A 23,991-nucleotide genomic window follows, 5' to 3' on the forward strand; every position below is an offset into this window, starting at 1 on the left:
TCCGCACCGAGCCAGGCACGAACCGTCTACTTCTTACTGCGGGCCTCCGCCGCGATTGCAGCTGAAAGGCCCATTGCAGAGCGCAACAAAGTTGTCATCGTTGCGCACTCATCACTGGGAACTCATCGGGTTTCCATCAGTTTTCTGACCCGCTTTCAGGTTGGACGGTTGTTGCTGCGGCCACCGGAGTGTCCACGGCTTTCGTGCCTGCCGTGATCCGGCGTTCGACGTCGGCAGTACCGGTTGCGCCGTTGAGGGCGCGTCCGAACGCTCGACGTTTGACCGCCAGTGCCAGGCACTTTTCGCTGGGGTGCAGCCATGCACCCCGGCCAGCCATCCGGCGTCGTTCATCCACTACGACGGCGGATGAACCGCTGCCGCCGGAGACGAGCCGGAGTAACTCAGACCGCGGGCCTTTCTGTCGGCATCCGATGCAGGTGCGCTGCGGTTGATTCTCGAGGTGTTGCACTTGTGCCACGTCCGAGTATCTTCCTGCCAGTACCTGCCTGCCTGCCCGGGGCTTCCGGGGCCTCGCCAGCCAAAGCGTCCGGTAACTACGACTCTGCCAAGCTAAAGCCCGGATGCGCTGAGGGCACGCGGACACCGGCCCTTAGGCGCGGTCATGTCTATTCTAGCCCCTCCAGCGGCCGGACCCCGAACCTGAGGGGACACGGACGCCCCGGGGCCGGCCGGAAGTGCGGCCTATTTGCCGCGGGCCACCGCGGCGTCGGAGACGATGTCGATCCGCCAGCCGGTGAGCTTGGCGGCGAGCCGAGCGTTCTGGCCTTCCTTGCCGATGGCCAGGGAGAGCTGGTAGTCGGGGACGACGACTCGGGCGGAGCGGGTCGCGTCATCCGTGATGGTGACCGAATTCACCCGCGACGGGGACAGCGCGCTGGCGATGAAGGTGGCCGGATCGTCGCTGTAGTCGACGATGTCGATCTTCTCATCGTTCAGCTCGGTCATGACAGCCCGGACACGGGAGCCCATTTCACCGATGCAGGCCCCCTTGGCATTGACGCCCGAGGTGTTGGCCTTGACCGCAATCTTAGTGCGGTGCCCGGCCTCACGGGCCAGCGCCACGATCTCGACGGAGCGGTCGGCGATTTCCGGGACTTCCAGTTCAAAGAGCTTCCGGACCAGGCCCGGGTGCGAGCGGGACAGCGTGATGGAAGGGCCCTTGGTGCCGCGGTGCACATCGATCACGAAGGCGCGGAGCCGGTTGCCGTGGATGTACTTCTCGCCCGGAACCTGCTCGGGTGGCGGGAGCAGTGCCTCGACCGTGCCGAGGTTGACCTGGATCATGTGCGGGTTGTTGCCCTGCTGGATGGTCCCGGCCACCAGCTCGCCCTCGCGGCCCTTGAACTGGCCGAGGACATTGTCGTCCTCGGCGTCGCGCAGGCGCTGGAGGATGATCTGGCGGGCGGTGCTGGCGGCAATGCGGCCGAAGCCCGCCGGAGTGTCCTCGAACTCGCCGATCGGCGCGCCGTCGTCGTCGATCTCGGTAGCCCAGATGGTCACGTGCCCGCTCTTGCGGTCCAGCTCCGCGCGGGCCTTCTCGAAGGCTCCCGGAGTCTTGTGGTAGGCCACCAGGAGGGCCTGCTCGATGGTCGGAATCAGGAGATCCAGCGGGATTTCACGCTCACGCTCCAGGAGTCTCAGTGCGCTCATGTCAATATCCATCAGGCCTCCTCAGAAGGTCCATTGTTTGCGTTTTCCAGCCCGGCCTCGTCGAGGTGGCTGAACTCTATCTCGACTTTTCCACTGCGGATCCTGTCGAAAGGAATCTTGACCGGTTCGCCCTGCTTGGGCTTCATGCCCTTCTTGACAGCGATTTCCGGAACGAGCGTGACGCCGCCGTCGTCGACGGCCTGGATCCTGCCGGTGACGTTTTCACCCTGCAGGACGTTGACCTTGACCAGCCGCCCGCGGGCACGGTGCCAGTGCCGTTCCGCGGTGAGGGGACGCCCTACGCCGGGCGATGAAACCTCGAGCTCGTAGGGGCGGGCATCCGTGCTGGGATCGTTGTCCAGGATGTCGGAGAGGGTCTTGGAGATCTCGGCGATGACGTCGAGGGTGACGCCGCCGGTCTCTTCCTGCGGCAGGTCCACCACCACGTGGACCACCCGGTTGGCGCCGGCGACGTGGATGGAAACGTCCTCGAGGTACAGGCGGTTTGCCAGGACTGCGGGTTCAAGGAGGGCGTGCAGACGCTCGGCCTCCAGGTTCTGGGCGGGTGCGGCTTCAGCCTTTCCCGTCCTGGTCCGGTCTGTTGAAGTCGTGGCTTCTGCATTGGTCATGATGCCGGCCGCCTCCCGTTAGATGATGTTGTGTGTACTAGCCTAGCGATTTTCCCGGCGCCGTGGTGCACCGAGATCCCGGCCGGCATGACAACATGGTTTGTTGTGAAAGACGACACCGGGGAAAAGCGATGGCGCGGGCTCGCTCCCCGGTTTCTGCCCCGCCTCGCCCTCCTGGCGTGCATCGCCCTGGTGGTGGTCAGCCTCGGTGTGGCCTTGACGCCCGGGAGCCCGAAACAGCCCGTGGAACCGGCGTTTTCCGAGCAGGCGCGGGCCGCTGCACTCTCCGAAACCCTGCGTCTCCGGGCTGCCGGTGAGCAGCTGGGCGGTTCCGCCTCGGGCGCCGGACAGGCCGCCCTCGGGCAGACTGTGACGTTGCTGACAAGCCAGGCCCGGGCCCTGCTCTCCCCTGGCGAGGTCGCCCCGGTTTTTCCGTCCACCGAGGCCGCGCAGGCCAGCCCCGCCACGCAGGCCGGGCAGACCTCGCCCGGAACTGCTTCGTCCCCGCCGGCTCCGCTGCCGGATTCGCCGGCCGGGCTGGCCGCCGCCCTCGCCGCGAGCGGCTCCCAGCGCATCGCCGACGCCGCAGGGGCCGACGGCGGGATGGCCAGGCTCCTGGCCGCCGTCGGGACCGCGCAGCTGCTTCAGGCGTCCTCCCTCGCGGCGGCCACCGGTGCGCCCGTTCCCCCGCAGGCCGATAGGCTCCCGCCCCGGCTGTCCGGGGCCTGCCCGGGTCCGCTGGCGTCGGTGTCGCCGGCGGGAGGAGGGGCAGGCAGCGGCGTGACGGTTGCGCAAGCGCTCCAGGCGGCCGTGCGGACCGAGCTTCAAAGCGTCTACGGCTACCAGCTGGCCCTGACCAGGCTCGGCGGCGACGCCGCGAAGGCCGCCGCTGGTCAGCTGGCCCGGCACGAAGCACTCCTCAGCGAAGCCGAGTCCCTGAGCCTGCGCCACTGTGTCTCCCCGTCCCCGCGGGAGGCCGGCCATAGCGTGGCACCGTCCTTTCTGGCTGCGCCGGGCGCCGGACTGGCCGGGCTGGAAACCGGCGCGCTGCCGGTCTATGGTGACCTGGTGGCGCTGGGCGAGGGAGAAACCCGGGAGTGGGCCATCTCCGCACTGCTGCATACCGCCCGAGCGGCCGCCGGGTGGGGCGCCCAGCCGGGCCCCCTGCCCGGACTGGCGGCAGACCTGGAGTCCTTCCCGCCCTTGCCGGCCCCCCAGCCTCCCACCCCCACCCACGGCGGCGGCGACGTCGGGCGCTGATGATGCCCATCCGGGGTCACATTGACGTCGGAAGTCCACGATTCCGCGCTAACTGACGGCGTGTCCGTGTCAAAGTTGCCCCGCCGCCGCCGGCGGAGCGAGCTTGGGCTTACTTTGCTTAGCCTCGCAATACTGGCCAGCCGGCGGCACCGATGCTTTGCTGTAACCATGGACAGCACCAACGCCCCTACGCTTCATGAGAACGAGCCGCATCACAACGACCTTGCACACCGGCTCAATTGGCTGCGTGCCGGCGTGCTGGGCGCCAACGACGGTATCGTCTCGGTCGCCGCGATCGTTGTCGGCGTCGCCGGTGTCACCACGGACTCCGGCCCCATCCTGATCGCGGGTGCCGCGGGCCTCGTGGGTGGTGCGATCTCCATGGCTTTGGGCGAATACGTCTCGGTCAGCAGCCAGAAGGACAGCCAGCGGGCCCTGATCGACAAGGAACGGCTGGAATTGCTGGAACAGCCCGAGGAAGAGCTCGAGGAGCTCGCCGCCATCTACCAGGGCAAGGGCCTCAGCCGGGACACCGCCCGCACCGTCGCCAGGGAACTCACCGCGCACGATGCCCTCGGCGCCCACCTTTCCGCTGAACTTAACATCGACGAGACCGATATCGTCAGTCCCTGGCATGCCGCGTTTGCGTCTGCCATCGCATTCCTGGCCGGCGCGATCCTGCCGATGCTGGCCATCCTGCTGCCACCGGAAAACATCCGTGTGCCGCTGACGTTCGTGGCCGTCCTCGTGGCTCTGGCGGCGACCGGCGCACTGGGTGCCTGGATCGGCGGCGGGTCGCAGCTGAAGGCCGCGGCGCGCGTGGTGATCGGCGGCGCTCTGGCACTGAGTGCGACCTTCCTGATCGGCAACCTGCTCGGCGCGAGCGGCGTCGTCATCGGCTGACGCCCGGTCCGCGGCGGCCCTGCCTTGCGGTGTCCCAACGGGATGACCCCACCCAGCAACTACGCTGGATCCGATGAGCCAACCCGCAGATGTCCCTATCCCGCCCGATCTCAACCGCCGTTACAGCGCCACGGCCTCCGGCCGCGACTGGCTGGCGTCGCTCCCCCGGCTGGTCCATCGCTGCCTGGACCAGTGGAACCTGGCGCTGGACTCCGCGCCGGGTCGCCTGCCCTGGCACGGACACGGGGCCATTGTCGTGCCGGTCCGGCGCCTCGACGCCGACGGCGGGACGCCGGAATCAGCCGTGTTGAAAATCGCCTATCCGCACGACGAGGCGATGGTGGAACGGCACGCGCTCACGTTGTGGGCCGGCGACGGTGCCGTGCGGTTGTTGGCTGCCGACGCCGATGCCGTCGCCCTGCTGCTGGAGCGTCTGGACGCCGCCCGCTCGCTGCAGGACATGCCGGTGGATGCCGCTGTCCCCGTCTGGGGAGAACTGGTGCGCCGGCTCAGCCTGGTGCCCGACGGCCGGCCGGAGTGGCGGGAATTCGGCCACGTGGCCGCCCGTGCCGAACAGTGGAGCGATGAGCTGCCGGAGAGCTGGGAACACCTGGGCCGTCCCTTCCCGCGCTGGCTGCTGGAAGCGGCACTGGAAGTCTGCCAGACGCGCGGCGCCGTCGGCCGGCGCGCGGGGAAGGATGTGCTGGTCCATGCCGACCTGCACTTTTTGAACGTCCTGGCCCGTCCGGCCCCGTCCGCCGGACTGGCCGGACTGGCCGGACTGGCCGGACTGGGCGGACTGGGCGGTGCAGACGCTACGAAAGGTGCGGCCGCGGCCAGCTACGCCGCCATCGACCCGCAGCCCATGATCGGCGAGGCAGAATTTTCGGTGGCTCCGCTGCTGTGGAACCGGATTCCCGAGCTGTCCCGGGCGGATCCGGAACGGGGCCTGCTGGAGCGCTGCCGGGACTTCGGTGCCGCCGCCGGCCTCGACGCCGAAGCCGCCCGTCAGTGGAGCCTGGCCCGGGAAGTGGACAACGCCCTCTGGTACGCGTCGAAACCCCGCCACGAAGGGGACCTGGCGCGCTCGCTCTGGGTGGCCAGCACGCTGGCCGGACGCACCCTGCCGGGGCTGCCCGCAGCGCATGATCTGCCGACTCCAGGGACGGCGGCAGCTTAACTGACGCCGGCAGCCTAACTGGTGTGCCCGCGGACTGCCGCCACGGCGTCCCGGACGGCACCGACGGCGGTCGCCACATCGGCGTCGTCCGTGCTCCAGTTGCTGACCGAGATCCGCAGGATGTCCCGCTCCTGCCACCGGGAACCCGACATCCAGACCCGGCCGTCAGCCATTATCCGTGCCGTCACCGCCCGGGTCGTGGCGTCGTCGCCGAAGGCCAGCGAAACCTGGGTGTAGTCGACGTCGTTCAGCACCTCGACGCCGTCAACGGCAGACAATTGTTCGGCCAGCTGCGAGGCATGCCGCACGAGCCCACGGACCTGCGCGGCAACGCCGTCCCGGCCCAGCTCTTTCAGCGCCGCCCACACCGGCACCCCGCGGGCCCGGCGGGACAACTCGGGAACCTTCTCAAACGGGTCCCCGGGACCATCCGGGTCCTGGATCAGGTAGCTGGTGTGCACTCCCATCGCCGAACGCAGTGCCCGGACATCCCGGACGATCGCGATCCCGCAGTCGTACGGGGCATTGAGGGTCTTGTGCGCGTCGGTCCCCCACGAATCGGCGAGCTGCAGCCCTGCCGTCAACCCGGAGAGCTCCGGAACGGCGGCTGCCCAAAGCCCGAACGCCCCGTCCACGTGGACCCAGGCGCCGTGTGCCTTCGCGGCGGCAATTGTCTCGGTGAAGGGGTCGAAGGCGCCGGAGTGCAGGTTCCCGGCCTGCAGGCAGACCAGCAGCGGGGCCGGGCCTGAGCCGCTGGCGCCGCTCAGCGCCGCGCGGTCCAGGGCGCAGTCCAGTTCCGCCGCGTCGATCCGACCCTGCCGGTCGGCAGGCACAACGGTGGGCCGTCCCAGCCCCAGGTAGCGCAGGGCAAGATCAATGGTGTCGTGCCGTTCCTGCCCCACAAGGCAGTGGATCCGGGGCGCGCCCGACAGGCCGTCGCGGTCCAGGTCCCAGCCTGCCTCGGTCAGCAGCCGCCAGCGGGCCGCAGCCAGGCCGGTGAAGTTTGCCATGGTGGCGCCGGTGGTAAAGCCGACGTCGGACTCTTCCGGGAGCCCCAGGAGCTCAAGCAACCAACTGCCGGCAGCTTCCTCGATGGCCGCCGTCGCGGGAGTGGCATAGCGGAGCCCGGTGTTCTGGTCCCAGGCGCTGACCAGCCAGTCTGCGGCCAGGGCCGCCGGGAGGGTGCCGCCGATAACCCAGCCGAAGAATCGTCCGGAAGGCATCGCCATCAGGCCCGGCTCGGCCTTCGTGGCCAGGTAATCCACGACCTCCTTGGCCGGCATGCCGGCTCTGGGCAGTGGACCGCCGAACTCGGCCGCCAGTGCCGCCGCGGCAGTGCGTGGGCTGACCTGGCGGGTTTCCTGGCTCTCCAGCCACCGGTGTGCGTGCCGGGCTGCAGCCTCCAATGCGTCGCTGTAGCGGTCTTCTGGTGCTGACATAGCTGCATGCTACGCCCGCTGCTGCCGTCCCGGGAGTGGCTCGGGAGGAGCGCTCGAGGGGGCCGGCCCGGCGGAAGCGCCTCAGGGATAAGAATCCTGCCAGATGTCGTAGCCGAGCTTGAGGATCAGCGCCGCCACGACCACGAGGAACACGATCCGGATGAACCTGCTCCCTTGCTTGACCGCCGTCCGGGCGCCAAGGTAACCACCGGCCATGTTCGCCAGACCCAGTACCAGCCCGAGTCCCCACAGCAGTGAACCATGCGGAAGGAAGAACAGCAGGGCGCCGGCGTTGGTGGCCATGTTCACGATCTTGGCCTTGGCACTGGCCTCCAGGAACGCATAGCCCATCGCCGAAACAAGCGCGATGATGAGGAATGAGCCTGTTCCCGGGCCGATCAGTCCGTCGTAGAAGCCGATCACGCCTCCGATCAGGCAGGCCACCACATAGTGCCGGTGGCCTTCATGGCGCAGTCTGGTCAGCTCCCCCACGCTCGGGCGGAGCGCCGTGAACAATGCGACGGCGACGAGCGCGGCCACGATGATCGGTTTGAAGACGCTTGCCGGGAGCGTGGCCGCGAGGACTGCCCCGCCGAAGCTCCCGGCCAGCGCGATCGCCGCCATGGGCAGGGCCGTGCGCAGGTCCGGCCGGACCCGCCGGTAGAACGTCACGGCACTCGTTGTGGTGCCGAAGATCGATCCCATTTTGTTGGTGGCCAGTGCCTGCACCGGGCTGATGCCCGGTACCAGCAGCATGGCCGGGAGCTGGATCAGTCCGCCGCCGCCCACGACGGCATCGACCCAGCCCGCGGCGAAGCCGGCCACCACGATCAGGATGAGGGTGCTGAGCTCGATCGACTCGAGTCCCGAGATCACGCCTGCCTGGGAGGGCGGGTCAGCTGTTGCGGACGGCGTTGACCACGTAGTCAACCGCCTTCTCAACGGCAATGTTTTCGGCATCACCGCTGCGGCGGTCCTTGATCTCCACGACGCCGTCCACCAGCCCGCGCCCGACGGCGAGGATGGTCGGCACGCCGACGAGCTCGGCGTCGCCGAACTTCACGCCCGGGGACACCTTGGGACGGTCGTCGTAGATGACGTCGAGGCCGGCGGCTTCGAGCTCGAGGGAGAGCTTTTCGGCAGCGGCGAAAATCTCCTCGCCGCGGCCGACGGCCACCACGTGGACATCTGCCGGGGCGACGGCCCGCGGCCAGACCAGGCCCCTGTCATCGTGGTTGGATTCTGCCAGGGCGGCAACGGCGCGGGTGACACCGACGCCGTAGGAGCCCATGGTCACCACGACCTGCTTGCCGTTCTGGTCCAGGACCTTGAGGTCGAGGGCTGCGGCGTATTTGCGGCCGAGCTGGAAGATATGGCCCATCTCGATGCCGCGTGCGGTTTCCAGCGGACCGGATCCGTCCGGGGCCTCGTCGCCGGCGCGCACCTCGGTGGCTTCGATGACGCCGTCCCAGCCGAAGTCGCGTCCGGCGACCAGGCCGAAGACGTGCTTGCCGGCCTCGTTGGCGCCCGTGACCCAGGCGGAGCCGCTCACGACGCGGGGATCCACGAGGTACAGCAGCTTGGCGGCGCCTTCGGTGCCCAGCAGGGGCGCGTCGATGGACAGGCCCGGGCCGAGGTAGCCCCTGACGATGAGCGGCTGCTTCTTGAGGTCTTCCTCGTTGGCGGCCTCGAGCGTGATTTCGCCGGCAATCGGCAGGAAGGACCCGATGTTCGCCTCCACGCGCTTGAGGTCGACGCCGCGGTCGCCGGGCACGCCGATGACGAGGATCTGGCGTTCCCCGGTCGGCAGAGTCACGGCGAGCACGACGTTCTTGAGCGTGTCCGCGGCAGTCCACGCGCCGCCGTCGGCCTCGGTGCGGGGCACCAGCGCGTTGGCGGCGTCCACGAGCGTCTCGATCGTGGGGGTGTCCGGGGTGTCCCGGACTTCGGCTGCGGGGGCGTTGCTGAAGTCGATGTCCGCGGGGACCACCGTGGTGACGGCTTCGACGTTGGCGGCGTAGCCTCCGGCGGAACGGACGAAGGTGTCCTCGCCGATCTCGGTGGGGTGCAGGAATTCCTCGCTCTTTGAGCCGCCCATGGCGCCGGCGGTGGCGGACACCGGCACGACCTCGAGGCCCAGGCGCGCGAAGATGTTCAGGTAGGCGCCGCGGTGCGCCTCGTAGCTGGCGTCCAGGCCGGCGTCGTCGACGTCGAAGGAGTAGGAGTCCTTCATGATGAACTCGCGGCCGCGCAGCAGGCCCGCCCGGGGACGTGCCTCGTCGCGGTACTTGTTCTGGATCTGGTAGAGGCTCAGCGGCAGGTCCTTGTAGGACGAGTACAGGTCCTTGACCAGCAGGGTGAACATTTCCTCGTGGGTCGGCGCCAGCAGGTAGTCGTTGCCCTTGCGGTCCTTGAGCCGGAAGATACCCTCGCCGTACTCGGTCCAGCGGTTGGTGGCCTCGTAGGGCTCCTTGGGCAGCAGCGCCGGGAAGTGGACTTCCTGGGCGCCGATGGCGGACATTTCCTCGCGGATGACCTGCTCCACCTTGCGCAGCACGCTCAGTCCCAGCGGCAGCCAGGTGTAGATGCCCGGGGCGGCCCGGCGGATGTACCCGGCGCGGACCAGGAGCCGGTGGCTGGCCACTTCGGCGTCGGCGGGATCTTCACGCAGGGTGCGCAGGAACAGCTTGGAAAGTCGAAGGACCACTGGAGGGATTTCCGTTTCTGGGAGGTGCCGGGAAACTCAGTAAAACCGAGCAGAACTGGGGGGAAAAGCATCTACGTACTAATCTACCGTCAGCCCGGACGCAGCAGAGCCACGCCCCGACCGGTGGCCGATGCAGGGCCGAATTAGAAGAGGACAGTCGCGAATGTTCCCACCTGGCGGAAACCCACCCGCTCGTAGGAGGCACGGGCCCGGGCATTAAAGTCGTTGACGTAGAGGCTGGTGACCGGGGCGAGGATCCGGGCAAGGTCCACGACGGCGGCCATATAGCCGGCACTCTGACCCCGTCCACGGTAGGCCGGATTCATCCAGACCCCCTGGACCTGTGTCACTTCCCGGGTGACCGCGCCCAGCTCGGCCTTGAAGACGACCTCGCCGTCGGGGTTCAGGTGGACCAGCGAATGTCCCTGGCGGATCAGGCCCTTCACCCGGCGGCTGTAATACTCCCGTCCGCCAAGATAGGGCGAGTAGCCCACTTCCTCCTCGAACATCGCCGCGCAGGCGGGCAGGATCCTGTCAAAATCCGCGAGCTGCCCGAAGCCCAGCGCCGGGTTCGCCGGGATGGCAGGCGGACCGGAGATGGACATCAGCGGCTGATCATCCCGGAGTTCGTGGGCCTGGTGGCCCAGCTGCGCCAGGCCGGCATTGAGGGCCAGGACCGTCTCGGCCGGACCGAAGATGGACGCATAGCGACGCCCGGAGGTGTGCGCGGACATCGCCACGAGGCCGGCGAATTCCGGGTCGAGCTGCACCGGCACCAGGTTTGCACCGGCCCAACAGGCCCCCAAAAGGATCGTTCCGTCAAACACGCCGAGGATGCTGGCTCCGCCGGCCGTGGGAGCAGCCGAGCCGGCGCCCTCCAGGTGGGAGAGGATGAAGACGTTGGCGACAGGGTCCTGCTCGGCCAGGTCCAGCAGTTGTTGGGTGTCCGAACCGGTCAGGGTCCGGACGGCGACGCCGGAAGCGGCGCCGTCCCTACGAGACGCTAACCACGGGGCTACCCTTGACAGCATCTTCGCCATCGGCCTCCCCCATCTCTTCAGCGATACGCATGGCTTCTTCGATCAGTGTCTCAACAATCTGGTCCTCGGGGACAGTCTTGATGACCTCGCCCCTGACGAAGATCTGGCCCTTGCCGTTACCGGAGGCCACACCGAGATCGGCCTCCCGGGCTTCGCCGGGGCCGTTTACGACGCAGCCCATGACGGCTACGCGCAGCGGGATCTCCATGCCCTCGAGCCCCGCCGTGACCTGCTCGGCGAGGGTGTACACATCCACTTGGGCCCGGCCGCAGGAAGGGCAGGACACGATCTCGAGCTTGCGGGGCCGCAGGTTGAGCGACTGCAGGATCTGGTTGCCGACCTTGATTTCCTCGACCGGCGGTGCGGACAGGGAGACCCGGATGGTGTCTCCGATGCCGCGCGAGAGCAGGGCACCGAAGGCGGTGGCTGACTTGATCGTGCCCTGGAACGCCGGACCCGCCTCGGTGACGCCGAGGTGCAGCGGCCAGTCGCCCTTCTCGGCAAGCATTTCGTAGGCTGCAACCATGATCACCGGATCATTGTGCTTCACCGAGATCTTGAAGTCGTGGAAGCCGTGTTCCTCGAACAGCGAGGCTTCCCAGACAGCGGATTCCACGAGGGCTTCGGGGGTTGCCTTGCCGTACTTCTTGAGGATGCCGGGCTCAAGGGAACCGGCGTTGACGCCGATCCGGATCGAGGTGCCGTGGTCCCTGGCGGCCCGGGCGATTTCCTTGACCTGGTCATCGAACTTCCGGATGTTGCCCGGGTTCACGCGGACCGCGGCGCACCCGGCTTCGATCGCGGCGAAGACGTACTTCGGCTGGAAATGGATGTCCGCGATCACCGGGATCTGGGACTTCCGGGCAATGATGGGCAACGCCTCGGCGTCGTCCGCGGACGGGCAGGCAACACGCACGATATCGCAGCCGGAGGCGGTGAGCTCGGCGATCTGCTGCAGCGTGGCGTTGATGTCCGTGGTCGGCGTGGTCGTCATCGACTGCACGCTGATCGGGGAATCGGAGCCGACACCTACCGAGCCCACCTTGATCTGGCGGGTCTTCCGGCGAGGAGCGAGGACGGGGGGCGGTGCCGACGGCATTCCCAGGCTGACCGAGGTCACATGGACTCCTTAGAGAGCGAAAAATCGATGGTGTCTGTGGCGGAACCGGTCAGGCAGCGTGGCCGGCCAGGAGGCCGGTCAGGGGCGCCCAAACAGTCGTGCGCGTGCCGGAGATGGCGCCGGCGGCGGCGAACGGATCCTGCTTGAGGATCTCGTTCAGGGCCGCCTCATCGGCCGCCTTGAAGATAAGGAGCGCGCCCGCGCCGTCGCCGTAGGGGCCGCTGGCGAGCAGCGTGCCCTCCTGCGCCAGTCCCGCGGTCCATTCGCGGTGCGCAGGGCGGCTGGCGTTGCGGGCTTCGGTGGATTCGGCGTCGTACACATACTCAACAGCAAAAACAGTCATACGGATACACTATCGCCCCGGCGGCCAGGTACCCATCCGGCAGCCGGCCAGGCGGCACAGGCTGTAGCTGCAGAGACCGCGGCCGAACCCGGGCACACCCGCGATCAGCCCAGGAAGAACACCTTGGCCAGCGCGGCGATCCCCGCCGCCCACAGCATGGAGGTCAGAGTTCCGATAATGAATCTCTCGGCTGCCACCGGCGTCTCCTTAAGCTCGGCGAAACGCCCCAGACCCTTGATGGCGACGACATACGCGATCGCGACGGGCTGGCCGGCCAGGATGGCCAGGCAGACAGCCAGCCGTTCCAGGATGCCGATAATCGCCCCTCCACGCAGGATCCGGGCGGTGCTGACTATGTCTGTGCCGGCCGCTGCTTTCCCCGCGGAGCCTGTGCCGGCGGCCGCAGCGGAGCCGGCGGCGCCGGCAGCGGCACTTTTGTCGGCGTCGGCGTCCTGACGGTCCGGCTGTGCGCTGACGGCGTCGGTTGTAGAGTCGGCCGCGGGATCCTCGGCGCCGGCGTCCTCGGCTGACGGCTGGCCGACGGCGTCACCGGCGCCGGCGTCGGCCCGTTCGTCGATGGTCCGGGCCAGGCGGAAGACCAGGGCCGTGACGGGCCAGCCGACGAATCCGGCCGCGAGCAGGGCCAGGGTGATCCAGAGGGCGTTCACCGGTCTCCTTCTGCGTTGCTGTCTGCACCGGGGCGGTCCGTTCCGGCGATCAATCCGTGTGCGAGGGACAGCAGCATCTCGGCGGCCGGCCTCGCCGCCCATTCTTCCTGCCAGCCGGAGCGCAGGAGTGCGCGGCTCACCGATTGTTCGGTGATTCCGAGTTTTCGGGCCGCGATTTTCTGGGTGCCATGGGTGCTCGACTGGCCGTGTTGGACAGAGCGCAGCATGTCCGCAACTTTCCACTGCGCGTCGGTCCGGTCCTGGACGAGGCGGCCGATCAGTCGCAGCACAGCTTCGGCGTTGGCGCAGGCCCTGGCGCCGTCTCCCCCGGTTCCGGCTCCAGCTCCGGCGTCGGCTCCGGCTCCGGTTCCGGTGCCTCCGGCGCCGTCTCCTCCGGTGGATGCTTCGGAAGACGGCGGAGTCTGTCCCCGGCGGGCGCCGCCGGGGACGACCGCGAGCGGCACGCGGGCCGCCGAGGCCTTGGCGCGGTCCACCGCGAGCCGGGCCGCGACGAAGGCCGGTCCGGATCCTTCGCGCGGGCTGGCCGGCAGCGGCAGGTCCACGGCTCCCACTCCGATCCCGACATACCAGCGGTCGCCCCGCAGGGCATGCAGGGCGATTTCCACGACGTCCGCAGGGCGTTCAAGAACGCCCTGCACCTCGTCGCCGACCGAGCGTTCGAACCGCCCGGCACTGGAGAGAGCAGACAGTTCGGCGAGCAGCCCCGGAACACGGTCGACGTCGGAAGTGCTCCCGCGCTGGTCGATGGTCATTACGTACATGGGCTTAGCCTAAACGGCTGATTCTCTATGATCAATCGATTTCAACTGATTAGCCAAAATTAGCCACTTTGGGCTGATAATCGGATATCAGCCGTCTTCCGGTTCGACACCGGCGTCCGGAACCGGAAGGGGCCGGATCCTCCCGCGCTGGGCGGGCCAACCTAGCCGAAGAGGTTGACCGGCTTGACGATGTCCGCGTAGATCAGCAGCGCGCCCATGCCCATCAGCAGCACCGCGACCACGTAGGTCACCGGCAGCAGCTTGGCGATGTCGAAGGCGCCGGGGTCCGGGCGGCCGAAGAGCCTGGCGATCCTGCGCCGGGCGCCCTCGTACAGCGCGCCGGCGACGTGGCCGCCGTCGAGCGGCAACAGCGGAATCAGGTTGAACACGGCCAGGGCGAAGTTGAGTCCGGCCAGCAGGCCGACCAGGGCGGCCAGCCGGGACTGCAGCGGGACCTGTTCCATCGCGGCGACCTCACCGGCCACCCGGCCCACCCCCACCACGCTGATGGGTCCGTTCGGGTCGCGGGGTACTTCGCTGAAGGCGGCCTGCGCCACGCCGGCCACCCGCGCCGGGAGGTTCACCACGACGCCGGCGACCTGCCTGATGTTCTCGCCCGCCATCGGAAGCACCGCCGTCGCCGGCTGCTGCACGAGCGTGGTCTGCGCGCCGATGCCCAGGAAACCGACGTCCTGGTAGAGCAGTGTCCCGTCGGCGTCCTTGGCCTGCCGGCCGTCGTCGCCGATCACCGGACGGGCCGAGAGGACAGGGGTGACGCTGGTGCTGACGGGGGCGCCGTCGCGCTGCACCGTGATGCTGACCTGCCTGTCCGCCGACGCGCGGATCCAGCCGGTCAGCTCATCCCAGCTGCTCACCGTCTTGCCGTCGAAAGCCGTGATGACGTCGTTGGGTTTGAGCCCGGCGGCCGCGGCGGGCGTGAGCTTGCAGTCGGCGGAGTCCGGGTCCACAGTCTCGCCGGCCTTGACCTGGCACTTGGAGACATCGGCGATGGTGGTGGTCTGCGTTGCGATGCCGAAGCCCATCAGCAGCACGGCGGTGAGGACCACGCCGATCAGGAGGTTCATGACCGGGCCGCCGAGCATGACGATGACCTTCTTCCAGACCGGGAGCCGGTAGAAGACACGGTTCTCGTCCCCGGGGCCGACTTCCTCGTGCGCCATGGAGCGGGCGTCGCTGGCGAGCGACTCGAACATGCCGGTGCTGGAGGGGCGGACGGTTCCGTCCTCCTTGTTCGGCGGATACATGCCGATCATGGAGACGAAGCCGCCCAGGGGGATGGCCTTGAAGCCGTATTCGGTCTCGCCCTTCTTCCTGGACCAGAGCGTGGTGCCGAAGCCGATCATGTACTTGGTGACGCGGACCTTGAACAGCTTGGCCGGCAGCAGGTGGCCCACCTCGTGCAGGGCGATGGACACGGCGATGCCGATCGCCACAAAGACGACACCGAGGATAAAGAGGAGGACGGGGCTCATGCTTGAATCTGCTGCTTCCTAGACGCTTCTGACGGCTAAACGTTCGTGGGTGCGGGCGCGTGCCCATCCTTCAGCATCCAGCACGGAGTCCACCGTCAGCCCGGAGGAACCTGTGTGTTCGCTGAGTACGGCTCCGATGGTATCGACAATGTCGGTGAAGCGGATCCTGCCCGCATGGAACGCCATCACGGCCTCCTCGTTGGAGGCGTTGAACACTGCGGGGTAGGTGCCCCCCCGCCTGGCGGCGTCCTTGGCCAGCCCGACGGCGGGGAAGGCCGCCGTGTCCAGCGGTTCGAAGGTCCAGCTGGTGGCCCGGCTCCAGTCGCAGGCCCGGGTGGCTCCGGCGACGCGGTCCGGCCAGCCCAGGCCCAGCGCGATGGGCAGGCGCATGTCCGGCGGGGAGGCCTGGGCGATGGTGGAGCCGTCGATGAACTGGACCATGGAGTGCACCACGGACTGCGGGTGGACCACGACGTCGATCCGGTCCAGCGGGATGTCGAAGAGCAGGTGCGCCTCGATCACTTCGAGGCCCTTGTTGACCAGGCTGGCGGAGTTGGTCGTGACCATCAGGCCCATGTCCCAGGTGGGGTGGGCGAGGGCGTCCTGCGGGGAGACATCGTGGAGCTCCTCGCGGGTCTTGCCGCGGAAGGGTCCGCCGGAGGCCGTGAGGATCAGCCGGTCCACTTCGGCGGCGGTGCCCGAGCGCAGGCACTGGGCGATCGCCGAATGTTCGGAATCCACCGGGACAATCTGCCCTTCGCGGGCGGCGGCCTTGACGAGGGAGCCGCCGACGATCAGCGATTCCTTGTTGGCCAGCGCCAGGGTTGCGCCGGATTTGAGCGCGGCAAGGGTAGGGGCCAAGCCGATCGAGCCGGTGATGCCGTTCAGCACGACGTCGGCATCGGTCTCCGCGATCCGGGTCGAGGCGTCGGGGCCGGTGATGATCTCCGGACGGTAGCCGTGCACTCCGGCCGCGCGCGCGGCGTCGTCAATCAGTTCCTGGAGCGCGGCCGCATCGCCGCTGGCGACGCCGACCGCCTGGGCGCGGGTGTGCACCGCCTGCCGGGCGAGGAGCTCGGGGTTGCCGCCGCCGGCGCTGAGGGCCACGACGTCGAACAGGTGCGGGGCGCCGTCGACGACGTCAATCGCCTGTGTGCCGATGGAACCGGTGGACCCGAGGAGGACGATCTTGCGCGGCTGCATGGCTTAAGTATCCCGCACCCGGTGTTTTTGCGACGCCTGGCACTCCCCCGGCCTGCGTCGACCCATGCCCGGCCGCGGCCATTTGGAAGCCTGGGACCGCGGCCATTTGCCACATCTGGCCGCTACCGGCCCGTCCGTTCCGGCCAATTGTGGCGAATCGCTGGCCACGGAGTGCCCCGGTGTGCCCCGGTGTGCCCCGGTGTGCCCCGGGGGCCCGGAGTAGTCCTGGGCCCCGGGAAGGCCTAGCTAGGCCGATACCGCCGAGGACGGCACCGCAGAGGACGACGGCGTCCCGCCGTCGTCCTCCTTGCGTTGCGTCCGGGCCGGCCGTGCTGTCCGGGCCGGCGCGCGGAACGGTCAGTAGGCTTTTACGCGCTGTTCCACGATGAGGTGGATCAGGGCAAACACCCCGTCCTGGTCGATGGTCTGGAACGCGGCGTCGAGGGCCGCCGGCACGTCCTGGTCGCGGGTGACCGTGATGCCGAAACCGCCGAAGGCCTGGGCCATGAGGCCGAAGTCGGGGTTTTTCAGCTGCGTGCCCGAAACCCGGGACGGGTAGTGCCGTTCCTGGTGGGTCCGGATGGTGCCGTATTCCTGGTTGTCCATCACGATGATGAGCGGCGTGGCCCCGTACTGTGCGGCGGTGGCCAGCTCCTGGCCGTTCATGAGGAACTCCCCATCACCGGCGATGGTGACCACCCGCCGCTGCGGACTGGCCAGTGAGGCGGCGATGGCCGACGGAACCGAGTAGCCCATTGAGCCGTTCCTGGCACTGATCATGGAGGCGTAGCGCCGGGTGGGGAAGTACCGGTGCGCCCAGTTGGTGTGCTCGCCCGCCCCGAATGTCACCATGGCGTCCTCGGGCAGCCGCGGGACCAGGTTCGCCATGAGGGTGTCCATCTTTGCCGGCCCGTCGCCGGGTGTGGCCGGAGGCAGGCTTGCGAAGGACGTCTGCTCGGCGCGCATCCTGGCCGTCCACGCTTTCCACTCCTCTTTCACGGGCAGGTCGACTTCAAGCAGGTCCCGGACGAAGGCGTCCGGTTTTGCCACAATCTGCCGTGAGACCGGGCCGGAGCGGCCGCGCAAAGAGGGATCTATGGTGACCAGGAAGTTCGTCTTGTTCCAGTCCTGCCTGCAGACAAAACCGTCCGTGATCACATCGCCCGGGACCGTCCCGACGAAAACGAGCAGGTCGGTTTCCTCGAACAGGTCGTACGTGGGGCGGGGGCGGCCGTAGCCGATCGGGCCCACATAGGACGGGGAGTCGAAGGGTACTGTTCCCTGCGTGCGCCATTCCGCGGCGGCCGGGATATGGTGCTTTTCGAGCCATCCGGTGAGCTGATCGGCCGCGTCCTGGGTCCAGTCGTTGCCGCCCGTGACAAAAAGGGGCTTCGAGGACTTTGCAAGGGCGGCGGCCAGTGCTGCGGCATCGGTGGTGCTCATGCCGCCCGTGGCCACCGGGACGGTGGGGTGCAGGGCAGGATCCACCAGTTGGCGGATGATGTCTTCCGGCAAGCCCACCACAACCGGGCCGGGCCGACCGCTCATTGCCGCGAACATGGCTTCGGCAACGATCTCGGACGCCCGCTCGGCGTGATCGAGGACCATGACGCGCTTGGCTCCTGTGTCGAACCAAGCCTTGATATCAAATTCCTGGAACGCTTCCCGGTCCCGGTGCGCAAACGGGATCAGCCCGACGAAGAGCAGCATCGGGGTGGAGTCCTGCCAGGCCGTGTGCAGGCCAACGTGGGCGTTTGCCGCGCCAGGCCCGCGGGTGACCATGGCCACGCCCGGACGCTGGTTCATCTTGCCGTCCGCTTCGGCCATGTAGGCGGCGCCGCCCTCATGGCGGCAGACCACGGTCTCGATGTCGGAACCGTGCAGCCCGTCGAGGACGTCCAGGAAGCTCTCGCCGGGAACAACGAAGGTGCGTTCGACGCCGTGGGCCACGAGGGAGTCAACAATTACGTGCCCGGCGGATTTCAGGGTACCGCCGCCATTCAGGTTCGCCGGGATAGTCGATGGGACGGGCTGTACGGGGCCTTGGTTGATAGTGTCGCCTTCGAACGGCTGCGTGTCGGTTGCGGTCATGATTGCTGCGGACTCCGTTGTCATCACTTCTTGTCTTCTCGGATTGGGTTGGGTTTGGTTGCGTTGAGTGAGGGTGCAGGGCAGTTCCGCTGGAACCAGCGGAACGATTGGTGGTGCCTAGTCTGTTTCCGGTCCGGTGCAGAAGAAGCAGCCGTCCTCGCAACTGTCTGTCGCCTGGCTTTCCGTAGGCGAAGTGTTGGGACTCAGCGGATTTAGTAGCTTCATGGGGGCTTTCAGTCCTTTGGTGAGGGGATTGGGCAGCCGAACCGGGGGGCGGTGGCAGGGTAATCGCTTAGCGGATTGGAGTCCGGTTGGCCACCACGGGGGCGGCGCCCGTATAGCCCTTCCGGGTCTCGGCGATCTCGTGGACCCGCTTCCGGCAGGCATACCAGCCGGCCACCATCAGGGCAGAGGCCACGAGGGTCACCAGCAGCGTGAGCGGCGAATCGATGAAGACCATGATCAGCACGCCGAGCAGGAACAGAAGCGACAGATAGCCGGTGTAGGGCGCACCGAACATCCGGAAGGAGGGGCGTTCCACCCAGCCCCTGTCCGCCCAGCGCTTGAGCTGGATCTGGCACACCACGATGGTGGCCCACGTGACGACGATTCCCACCGAGGCCACGTTCAGCACGATCTCGAAGGCCTGCGCGGGCACCAGATAGTTCAGCGGCACACCCAGCAGCGAGACCACTGCCGTGAGGGCGATGCCGCCGTAAGGGACGCCTGCCCTGTTCATGCGCTGGGCGAACTTCGGCGCCGAGCCGGCCATGGACATGGAGCGGAGGATGCGGCCCGTGGAGTAGAGGCCCGCGTTGAGCGAAGACAGGGCGGCGGTGAGGACCACCAGGTTCATGATGACGTCCACGCCCTGGATCCCCAGCGAGCCGAAGAACGTCACGAAGGGACTCACACCCTTCTCGTAGGACGTGTACGGCAGCAGCAGCGCCAGCAGGATGACGGAGCCCACGTAGAACACGGCGATGCGGAACACCACCGAGTTGATGGCCTTGGGCATGATCTTTTCCGGGTTCTCGGTCTCACCCGCGGCCGTGCCCACCAGCTCAATCGAAGCGTAGGCGAACAGCACACCCTGCATCAGGATGATCATCGGAAGCAGGCCGTTGGGGAAGATGCCGCCGTTGTCGGAGAGCAGGCTCAGCCCGACATCCTGGCCGTCCACCGGCGTGCCGAAGATGACAAAGTACGTGCCGATGATGAGGAACGCCCCCAGCGCCGCCACCTTGATCAGGGCGAACCAGAACTCGAGTTCGCCGAAGACCTTGACCGAGACGAGGTTGAGGCAAAGAACCACCACCAGCGCGATCAGTGCCCAGGCCCACTGCGGCACCGCCCCCATCCAGGGGACGTACTTGCCGAAGAAGTTCATGTACAGCGCGGCGGCGGTGATGTCCACGATGGTGGTGGTGGCCCAGTTGATCCAGTAGAACCAGCCCGAGATGAAGGCTGCCTTCTCACCGAAGAACTCACGGGCGTAGGACACGAACGAGCCCGACGACGGGCGGTGCAGCACCAGTTCGCCCAGCGCACGCAGGATCAGGAAGGCGAAGAATCCGCAGACCGCGTAGGCGATGACCAGCGACGGGCCGGCGGCGTTGAGCCGTCCGCCCGCGCCGAGGAACAGGCCGGTGCCGATCGCGCCGCCGATGGCGATCATCTGGATCTGGCGCGCCTTGAGGCCCTTGTGGTAGCCGGCGTCTTCGGCATGGATCAGGGCATCCGGGGCATGGGCGTGGCCGCCGTCGGCCTCGTACAAACCAACCGCGTCATTGGGGTTGCTGGGCATGGGTGTTCCTTTCGACCTGTCAAAGATCTAAATGGGGGTACTAGCGGGAAATTGTGGGGACAGCTGGGGTCAGGTCAGAAGACTGACCACCCGGTGCGGTCGGACAGATCAGCGAGGGCCGCTGTCCCGGCCAGGGAATTGCCTTTGGAATCCAGCCGGGGGCTCCAGACACAGATGGCGCACTCGCCGGGGACGATGGCCAGGATGCCGCCGCCCACGCCGCTCTTCCCGGGAAGCCCCACGCGGTAGGCGAACTCGCCGGCCGCGTCATACATGCCGCAGGTCAGCATGATGGAGCCGATGCGTTTGGCCTCGCTCCGGGAGACCACGGTTCCCCGCGCTCCCCGCCCGTCCTGCGCGAGGAAGAGCCCGGCCTGGGCCATTTCCACGCAGCTCATCATGATGGAGCACTGCCTGACGTAGTTTTCAACCACTGCCTGGGCGGGCCGCCGCAGGTTGCCGAAGTCCTTCAGGAAGTGGGCGAGGGCCAGGTTGCGGCTGCTGTTGGCGAGCTCACTCTTTGCGGCCACCTCGTCGATGAACGGACTCTGTCTTCCATTCTGGTGACCCACCTGACCGGCGAGGAAGCGCAGGACCTGGCCGGCGGCGTCGGGAAATCTTTCCATCAGATGGTCCGTGACCACCAGGGCGCCCGAGTTGATGAACGGGTTCCGCGGGATGCCGTGCTCCACTTCAAGCTGCACCAGGGAGTTGAAGGACGTTCCTGACGGTTCGCGGAGCACCCGGGACCAGAGCGCATCGGGGTCATCGGCGCTGAGCGCCATGGCCAGGGTGAAGACCTTCGAGATGCTCTGGATGGAGAAGGGAAGATCGGCGTCACCGGAGCTGAACACGTCCCCGGACGTGGTGGCCACCGCAATTCCGAAACGGTCGAACGGCGGCGATGACAGGTGGGGGATGCTGGCGGGAACCGACCCTGCTTCACTCCGGGGCCGGTGGCTGCGGACAATTTCATCCAGGACCAGGCCAAGGGGCGGCGAATCGAGTGCTGTCATCATTTCTTGCCCAGATGCTCCTTATGCGTGCCGGCCCACTCCTGAATGTGAAGGAGGGCGACCAATGAATGGCGGGGATCGCTGAAATTCAGACCGGTAACCCGGCTGACCTTGCTGATCCTGTAGTAGACGGTGTTCTTGTGCAGCTTCATCCGCTGGGCGCATTCGGCCACATCCAGCGACACCTCGAAATAAGCCCGAAGCGTTTCGGCCAGCTCGCCATCGTCGCGGAGGAGAGCCCAGAGGCTGCGATGGCGGAAGTCCGAGGCCGTGAAGTTCTCAACTGCTTCGTGGAAAAGGATGTCCGTTTCGAAATCGTCCACAGTGGCCACGGAAGCGGTCCCCGAGCGCCGCATGCAGCCGAGCAGTGCCTCCGTTTTGGCGGTCACCGAATGAATCGACAGCAGATCCGGTGCGATTGGTCCCACCGCTGCGAACGGAGTGATGCCAAGGTGCTTCCCGGCGTCCCTGACGACGGCCTCGGCAAGGCTCCGAAGCCCGGCTTCGGCATTGGAGGACTGGAGTGCCGGGATGATCACGGCGGTGTCGCCGTTGAACTGTCCTACGATGGCTGACGATTTGTAGGCTGCCGCATGGATGGATGCGAGGTTGGCGAGTTCCCCATGTTTGAGGGCTGCATCGTCTTCCTGCGCTTCAGCGGCCGACATTCCTATCAGGATAAGGGCTGTTGGGCGGTCCGCGGGGATTTTCTCGCTGTGGGCGCTCGCCGCGGCTTCTGCCGCGCCGGAGAGGATCCGGACAATCCGGTCCTCGCGCATGTGCACCGACTGCTGGTTGCGGTAGCGGATCAACTCGGCCGACGCCCGAGCGGCTGATCCGTTCAGCACATAGTCAACGTCGGCGCCGAAGCCGTCCCCGGTTTCCTGCAGCCAGATGTACCCCATGATCCGGTCGCCTGCGAACAGGGTGATGGCGACGCGCTCCCGCAGCCCGTCCTGGGGCCGGGCCGGAACCCGGACAGGCAGGCGGGTCCGGTGCAGTTCACGGTAGGCACCCAGGTCCTTGAGGAGGAGTTCGTATTTGCGCGGACCGCGCCGGGCCAGAATCGACGCCTTCCGCAGTTCGTCGATGTCATTCGTCACCGTGGAGTACGCCAATACCTTGTTGGCGGCGTCCTCGATGACCACGTGGCTCGACGTCAGGCGGGCGGTCGTCTGCGCAATGGCGAACAGGTCCTCTTCCAGCAGCGTGAGCACTTCGCTCTGGTAGCTGCGTGGCTGGATGCGGTCCTTGGCAATTGAGAGGAGCCGGTCCCAGTCCGCGGCCGGGTCCACCAGAAGGAGGCCCGTTCCGGCGGCCCGGAGCAGCTCTTCGGCTTCCCCGAGTTCCCCGGGACTGCCTTTGACGGCCAGCACCAGGGGAGGATTCTTCAGAAGGCGCCGCAGCGCCGGCAAGGCGGAGCGTCCGCGAACGCCGATCAGCAGGACGAACGCCGCCCCGCCGTCGGAAGTCTCGTCGTCGGCGTCAACGATCAGAAATCGTTCGATCGGAGAATCAGCGCGGGACGGCCGGAGCATGAGGCTGGCGAAACCCAGAGGGAGATCCGACAGGATGTCGTCCACTGTAGCTGCGGCCATGAGCTTCCTTCTGACATCGACACCAGACCGGACGGCTCTGTCCGGTCACCCAATGCTATCCAGTGCAAATCCCGGAAAATATGGAAGCCGACCTAAAATCAGTGGCGTCTTTTAGGTCGCGGGACCAATGCACGCAGTAAAGCGGACGACGGCGGGAGGTCCCGCCGTCGTCCGCCTACTTGGTGGCCAGCGCCGTCCGACTAGCTAGCCGAACGCCAACTCCAGCACGCCCTTGGCCATGGTGGAAACGGCACCGGCGTAGGCAACGCCGACAACAATTCCCCGGACGACCCCGGGGCGGATCCGTCCGGACAGGACATCACCGGCCGCGATGCCGACCACCATGGCCGTCAGGATGCCCAGCCATTGCCAGGTCTCCAGGGCCGGAAGGTGGCCGCCGGAAAAGAGGTATTTACTGAGCAGCGAGGACAGGCCGGTGGTGACGAAGTAGGGCTGCAGGGTCGCACCGAAACTCTTCTGCTCCCAACGGGTGGCGACGGCATACGCGGTGATCGCCGGGCCGCCGACACCGGCCGCCGCATTCATGAGTCCGCTGGAAAATCCCAGGGCAACCATGGGGACCGGGCCGGTGGCGCGCCATGAGCTGCGCTTCAGCCGCTGCGATGCCAGCAGGGCAATGACGAGCAGCACCCCGATGCAGATTTCCAGCGGCGCCTCCGGGACGTTGCTGGCCAGCCACGCACCGGGAACCACCCCCAGCAGCGCAGCGAGGGCAAGGCCTGCGTAGCGCCGCCAATCAACGTGCCGCCACACCCTGGACAGGATCAGCAGCGACGACGCCGCACCACAGAGGTTGATGATCATGACGCCGTCAAAGGGGCCCAGCAGCACCACGAGGACCGGGGATACGAGGAGGCCGAAGCCGAGGCCGGCCAGCCGCTGAGCCAGTGCCCCGGCCACCACGGCGATGAGTACCAGGGCAAACATGATTCGATCCTAGCGCCGTGGCTGCTGGCCCGGCTTGACCAGGCGGACCGACGCAGGCGGACCGACTCCGGATAGTCCGCCCGCGGATTGACG

Annotated in this window: 21 protein-coding genes; 3 read left to right on the forward strand and 18 right to left on the reverse strand. The window is 67.5% G+C overall.

Annotated elements, in window-relative coordinates; translation table 11 throughout:
* Window positions 1-136: 136 nt before the first annotated feature.
* The 3 genes from QFZ69_RS13910 to rimP all read right to left on the reverse strand — a co-directional run bounded on the left by QFZ69_RS13910 (window position 137) and on the right by rimP (window position 2,300).
* The gene (locus tag QFZ69_RS13910; RefSeq protein ID WP_306918981.1) at window positions 137-604 is read right to left on the reverse strand and encodes a YlxR family protein; all 468 of its coding nucleotides are present in this window, start codon (window positions 602-604) and stop codon (window positions 137-139) included.
* A 98-nt stretch (window positions 605-702) separates the two neighbouring features.
* A complete protein-coding gene (gene nusA / locus QFZ69_RS13915) occupies window positions 703-1,683 on the reverse strand; it encodes a transcription termination factor NusA (RefSeq protein WP_306918982.1) in 981 nt (326 codons plus the stop codon).
* Window positions 1,683-2,300: a ribosome maturation factor RimP gene (gene rimP, locus QFZ69_RS13920; protein ID WP_306918984.1), complete on the reverse strand. Its 618-nt coding sequence runs from the start codon at window positions 2,298-2,300 to the stop codon at window positions 1,683-1,685. The genes nusA and rimP overlap by 1 nt, the downstream gene beginning before the upstream one ends.
* A gap of 105 nt (window positions 2,301-2,405) precedes the next feature.
* On the opposite strand from rimP, the gene QFZ69_RS13925 reads away from it, so the two are divergent.
* The 3 genes from QFZ69_RS13925 (at window position 2,406) to QFZ69_RS13935 (ending at window position 5,643) form a co-directional block, all read left to right on the forward strand.
* Window positions 2,406-3,560: a DUF4439 domain-containing protein gene (locus QFZ69_RS13925; RefSeq protein ID WP_307000180.1), complete on the forward strand. Its 1,155-nt coding sequence runs from the start codon at window positions 2,406-2,408 to the stop codon at window positions 3,558-3,560.
* A 168-nt stretch (window positions 3,561-3,728) separates the two neighbouring features.
* Window positions 3,729-4,463, forward strand: coding sequence for a VIT family protein (locus QFZ69_RS13930; RefSeq protein WP_306918987.1), 735 nt, complete (start codon window positions 3,729-3,731; stop codon window positions 4,461-4,463).
* A 73-nt stretch (window positions 4,464-4,536) separates the two neighbouring features.
* A complete protein-coding gene (locus tag QFZ69_RS13935; RefSeq protein ID WP_306918989.1) occupies window positions 4,537-5,643 on the forward strand; it encodes an aminoglycoside phosphotransferase family protein in 1,107 nt (368 codons plus the stop codon).
* 14 nt (window positions 5,644-5,657) lie between these two features.
* Here QFZ69_RS13935 and QFZ69_RS13940 read toward each other — a convergent pair whose 3' ends face one another.
* The 15 genes from QFZ69_RS13940 to QFZ69_RS14010 form a co-directional block, all read right to left on the reverse strand.
* A complete protein-coding gene (locus tag QFZ69_RS13940; protein ID WP_306918991.1) occupies window positions 5,658-7,082 on the reverse strand; it encodes a pyridoxal-dependent decarboxylase in 1,425 nt (474 codons plus the stop codon).
* An 81-nt stretch (window positions 7,083-7,163) separates the two neighbouring features.
* On the reverse strand, window positions 7,164-7,958 hold the full coding sequence (locus QFZ69_RS13945) for a TSUP family transporter (protein ID WP_306919694.1): 795 nt from the start codon (window positions 7,956-7,958) through the stop codon (window positions 7,164-7,166).
* 19 nt (window positions 7,959-7,977) lie between these two features.
* On the reverse strand, window positions 7,978-9,789 hold the full coding sequence (locus QFZ69_RS13950) for a proline--tRNA ligase (RefSeq protein WP_306918993.1): 1,812 nt from the start codon (window positions 9,787-9,789) through the stop codon (window positions 7,978-7,980).
* A 143-nt stretch (window positions 9,790-9,932) separates the two neighbouring features.
* Window positions 9,933-10,820: a DUF4081 domain-containing GNAT family N-acetyltransferase gene (locus QFZ69_RS13955; RefSeq protein WP_306919695.1), complete on the reverse strand. Its 888-nt coding sequence runs from the start codon at window positions 10,818-10,820 to the stop codon at window positions 9,933-9,935.
* Window positions 10,783-11,949 (reverse strand): flavodoxin-dependent (E)-4-hydroxy-3-methylbut-2-enyl-diphosphate synthase, encoded by a 1,167-nt coding sequence (gene ispG, locus QFZ69_RS13960; RefSeq protein WP_306918995.1) that lies wholly within the window; start codon window positions 11,947-11,949, stop codon window positions 10,783-10,785. The genes QFZ69_RS13955 and ispG overlap by 38 nt, the downstream gene beginning before the upstream one ends.
* Window positions 11,950-11,998: 49 nt before the next feature.
* The gene (locus QFZ69_RS13965; protein ID WP_306918996.1) at window positions 11,999-12,292 is read right to left on the reverse strand and encodes a YciI family protein; all 294 of its coding nucleotides are present in this window, start codon (window positions 12,290-12,292) and stop codon (window positions 11,999-12,001) included.
* A gap of 104 nt (window positions 12,293-12,396) precedes the next feature.
* Window positions 12,397-12,960, reverse strand: coding sequence for a hypothetical protein (locus tag QFZ69_RS13970; RefSeq protein ID WP_306918997.1), 564 nt, complete (start codon window positions 12,958-12,960; stop codon window positions 12,397-12,399).
* Complete coding sequence (locus QFZ69_RS13975) at window positions 12,957-13,742, reverse strand: MarR family transcriptional regulator (RefSeq protein WP_306918999.1); 786 nt, start codon at window positions 13,740-13,742, stop codon at window positions 12,957-12,959. The genes QFZ69_RS13970 and QFZ69_RS13975 overlap by 4 nt, the downstream gene beginning before the upstream one ends.
* Before the next feature lie 161 nt (window positions 13,743-13,903).
* Entirely contained in the window at window positions 13,904-15,235 is a 1,332-nt protein-coding gene (locus QFZ69_RS13980) for an RIP metalloprotease (protein ID WP_307000183.1), read from the reverse strand.
* An 18-nt stretch (window positions 15,236-15,253) separates the two neighbouring features.
* On the reverse strand, window positions 15,254-16,438 hold the full coding sequence (dxr, locus tag QFZ69_RS13985) for a 1-deoxy-D-xylulose-5-phosphate reductoisomerase (protein ID WP_306919001.1): 1,185 nt from the start codon (window positions 16,436-16,438) through the stop codon (window positions 15,254-15,256).
* A 357-nt stretch (window positions 16,439-16,795) separates the two neighbouring features.
* Window positions 16,796-18,553: a thiamine pyrophosphate-dependent enzyme gene (locus QFZ69_RS13990; protein ID WP_306919002.1), complete on the reverse strand. Its 1,758-nt coding sequence runs from the start codon at window positions 18,551-18,553 to the stop codon at window positions 16,796-16,798.
* Window positions 18,554-18,821: 268 nt separating this feature from the next.
* Window positions 18,822-20,336 (reverse strand): amino acid permease, encoded by a 1,515-nt coding sequence (locus tag QFZ69_RS13995; protein ID WP_306919004.1) that lies wholly within the window; start codon window positions 20,334-20,336, stop codon window positions 18,822-18,824.
* A 74-nt stretch (window positions 20,337-20,410) separates the two neighbouring features.
* Window positions 20,411-21,355: a glutaminase gene (locus QFZ69_RS14000; RefSeq protein ID WP_306919006.1), complete on the reverse strand. Its 945-nt coding sequence runs from the start codon at window positions 21,353-21,355 to the stop codon at window positions 20,411-20,413.
* The gene (locus QFZ69_RS14005) at window positions 21,352-22,950 is read right to left on the reverse strand and encodes a CdaR family transcriptional regulator (protein WP_306919008.1); all 1,599 of its coding nucleotides are present in this window, start codon (window positions 22,948-22,950) and stop codon (window positions 21,352-21,354) included. The genes QFZ69_RS14000 and QFZ69_RS14005 overlap by 4 nt, the downstream gene beginning before the upstream one ends.
* A 204-nt stretch (window positions 22,951-23,154) precedes the next feature.
* Window positions 23,155-23,898 (reverse strand): sulfite exporter TauE/SafE family protein, encoded by a 744-nt coding sequence (locus QFZ69_RS14010; RefSeq protein WP_306919010.1) that lies wholly within the window; start codon window positions 23,896-23,898, stop codon window positions 23,155-23,157.
* Window positions 23,899-23,991: the final 93 nt, after the last annotated feature.

Origin of the sequence: Arthrobacter sp. V1I7 (assembly GCF_030817015.1) — a bacterium.
In the GTDB taxonomy this organism is placed as follows: domain Bacteria; phylum Actinomycetota; class Actinomycetes; order Actinomycetales; family Micrococcaceae; genus Arthrobacter.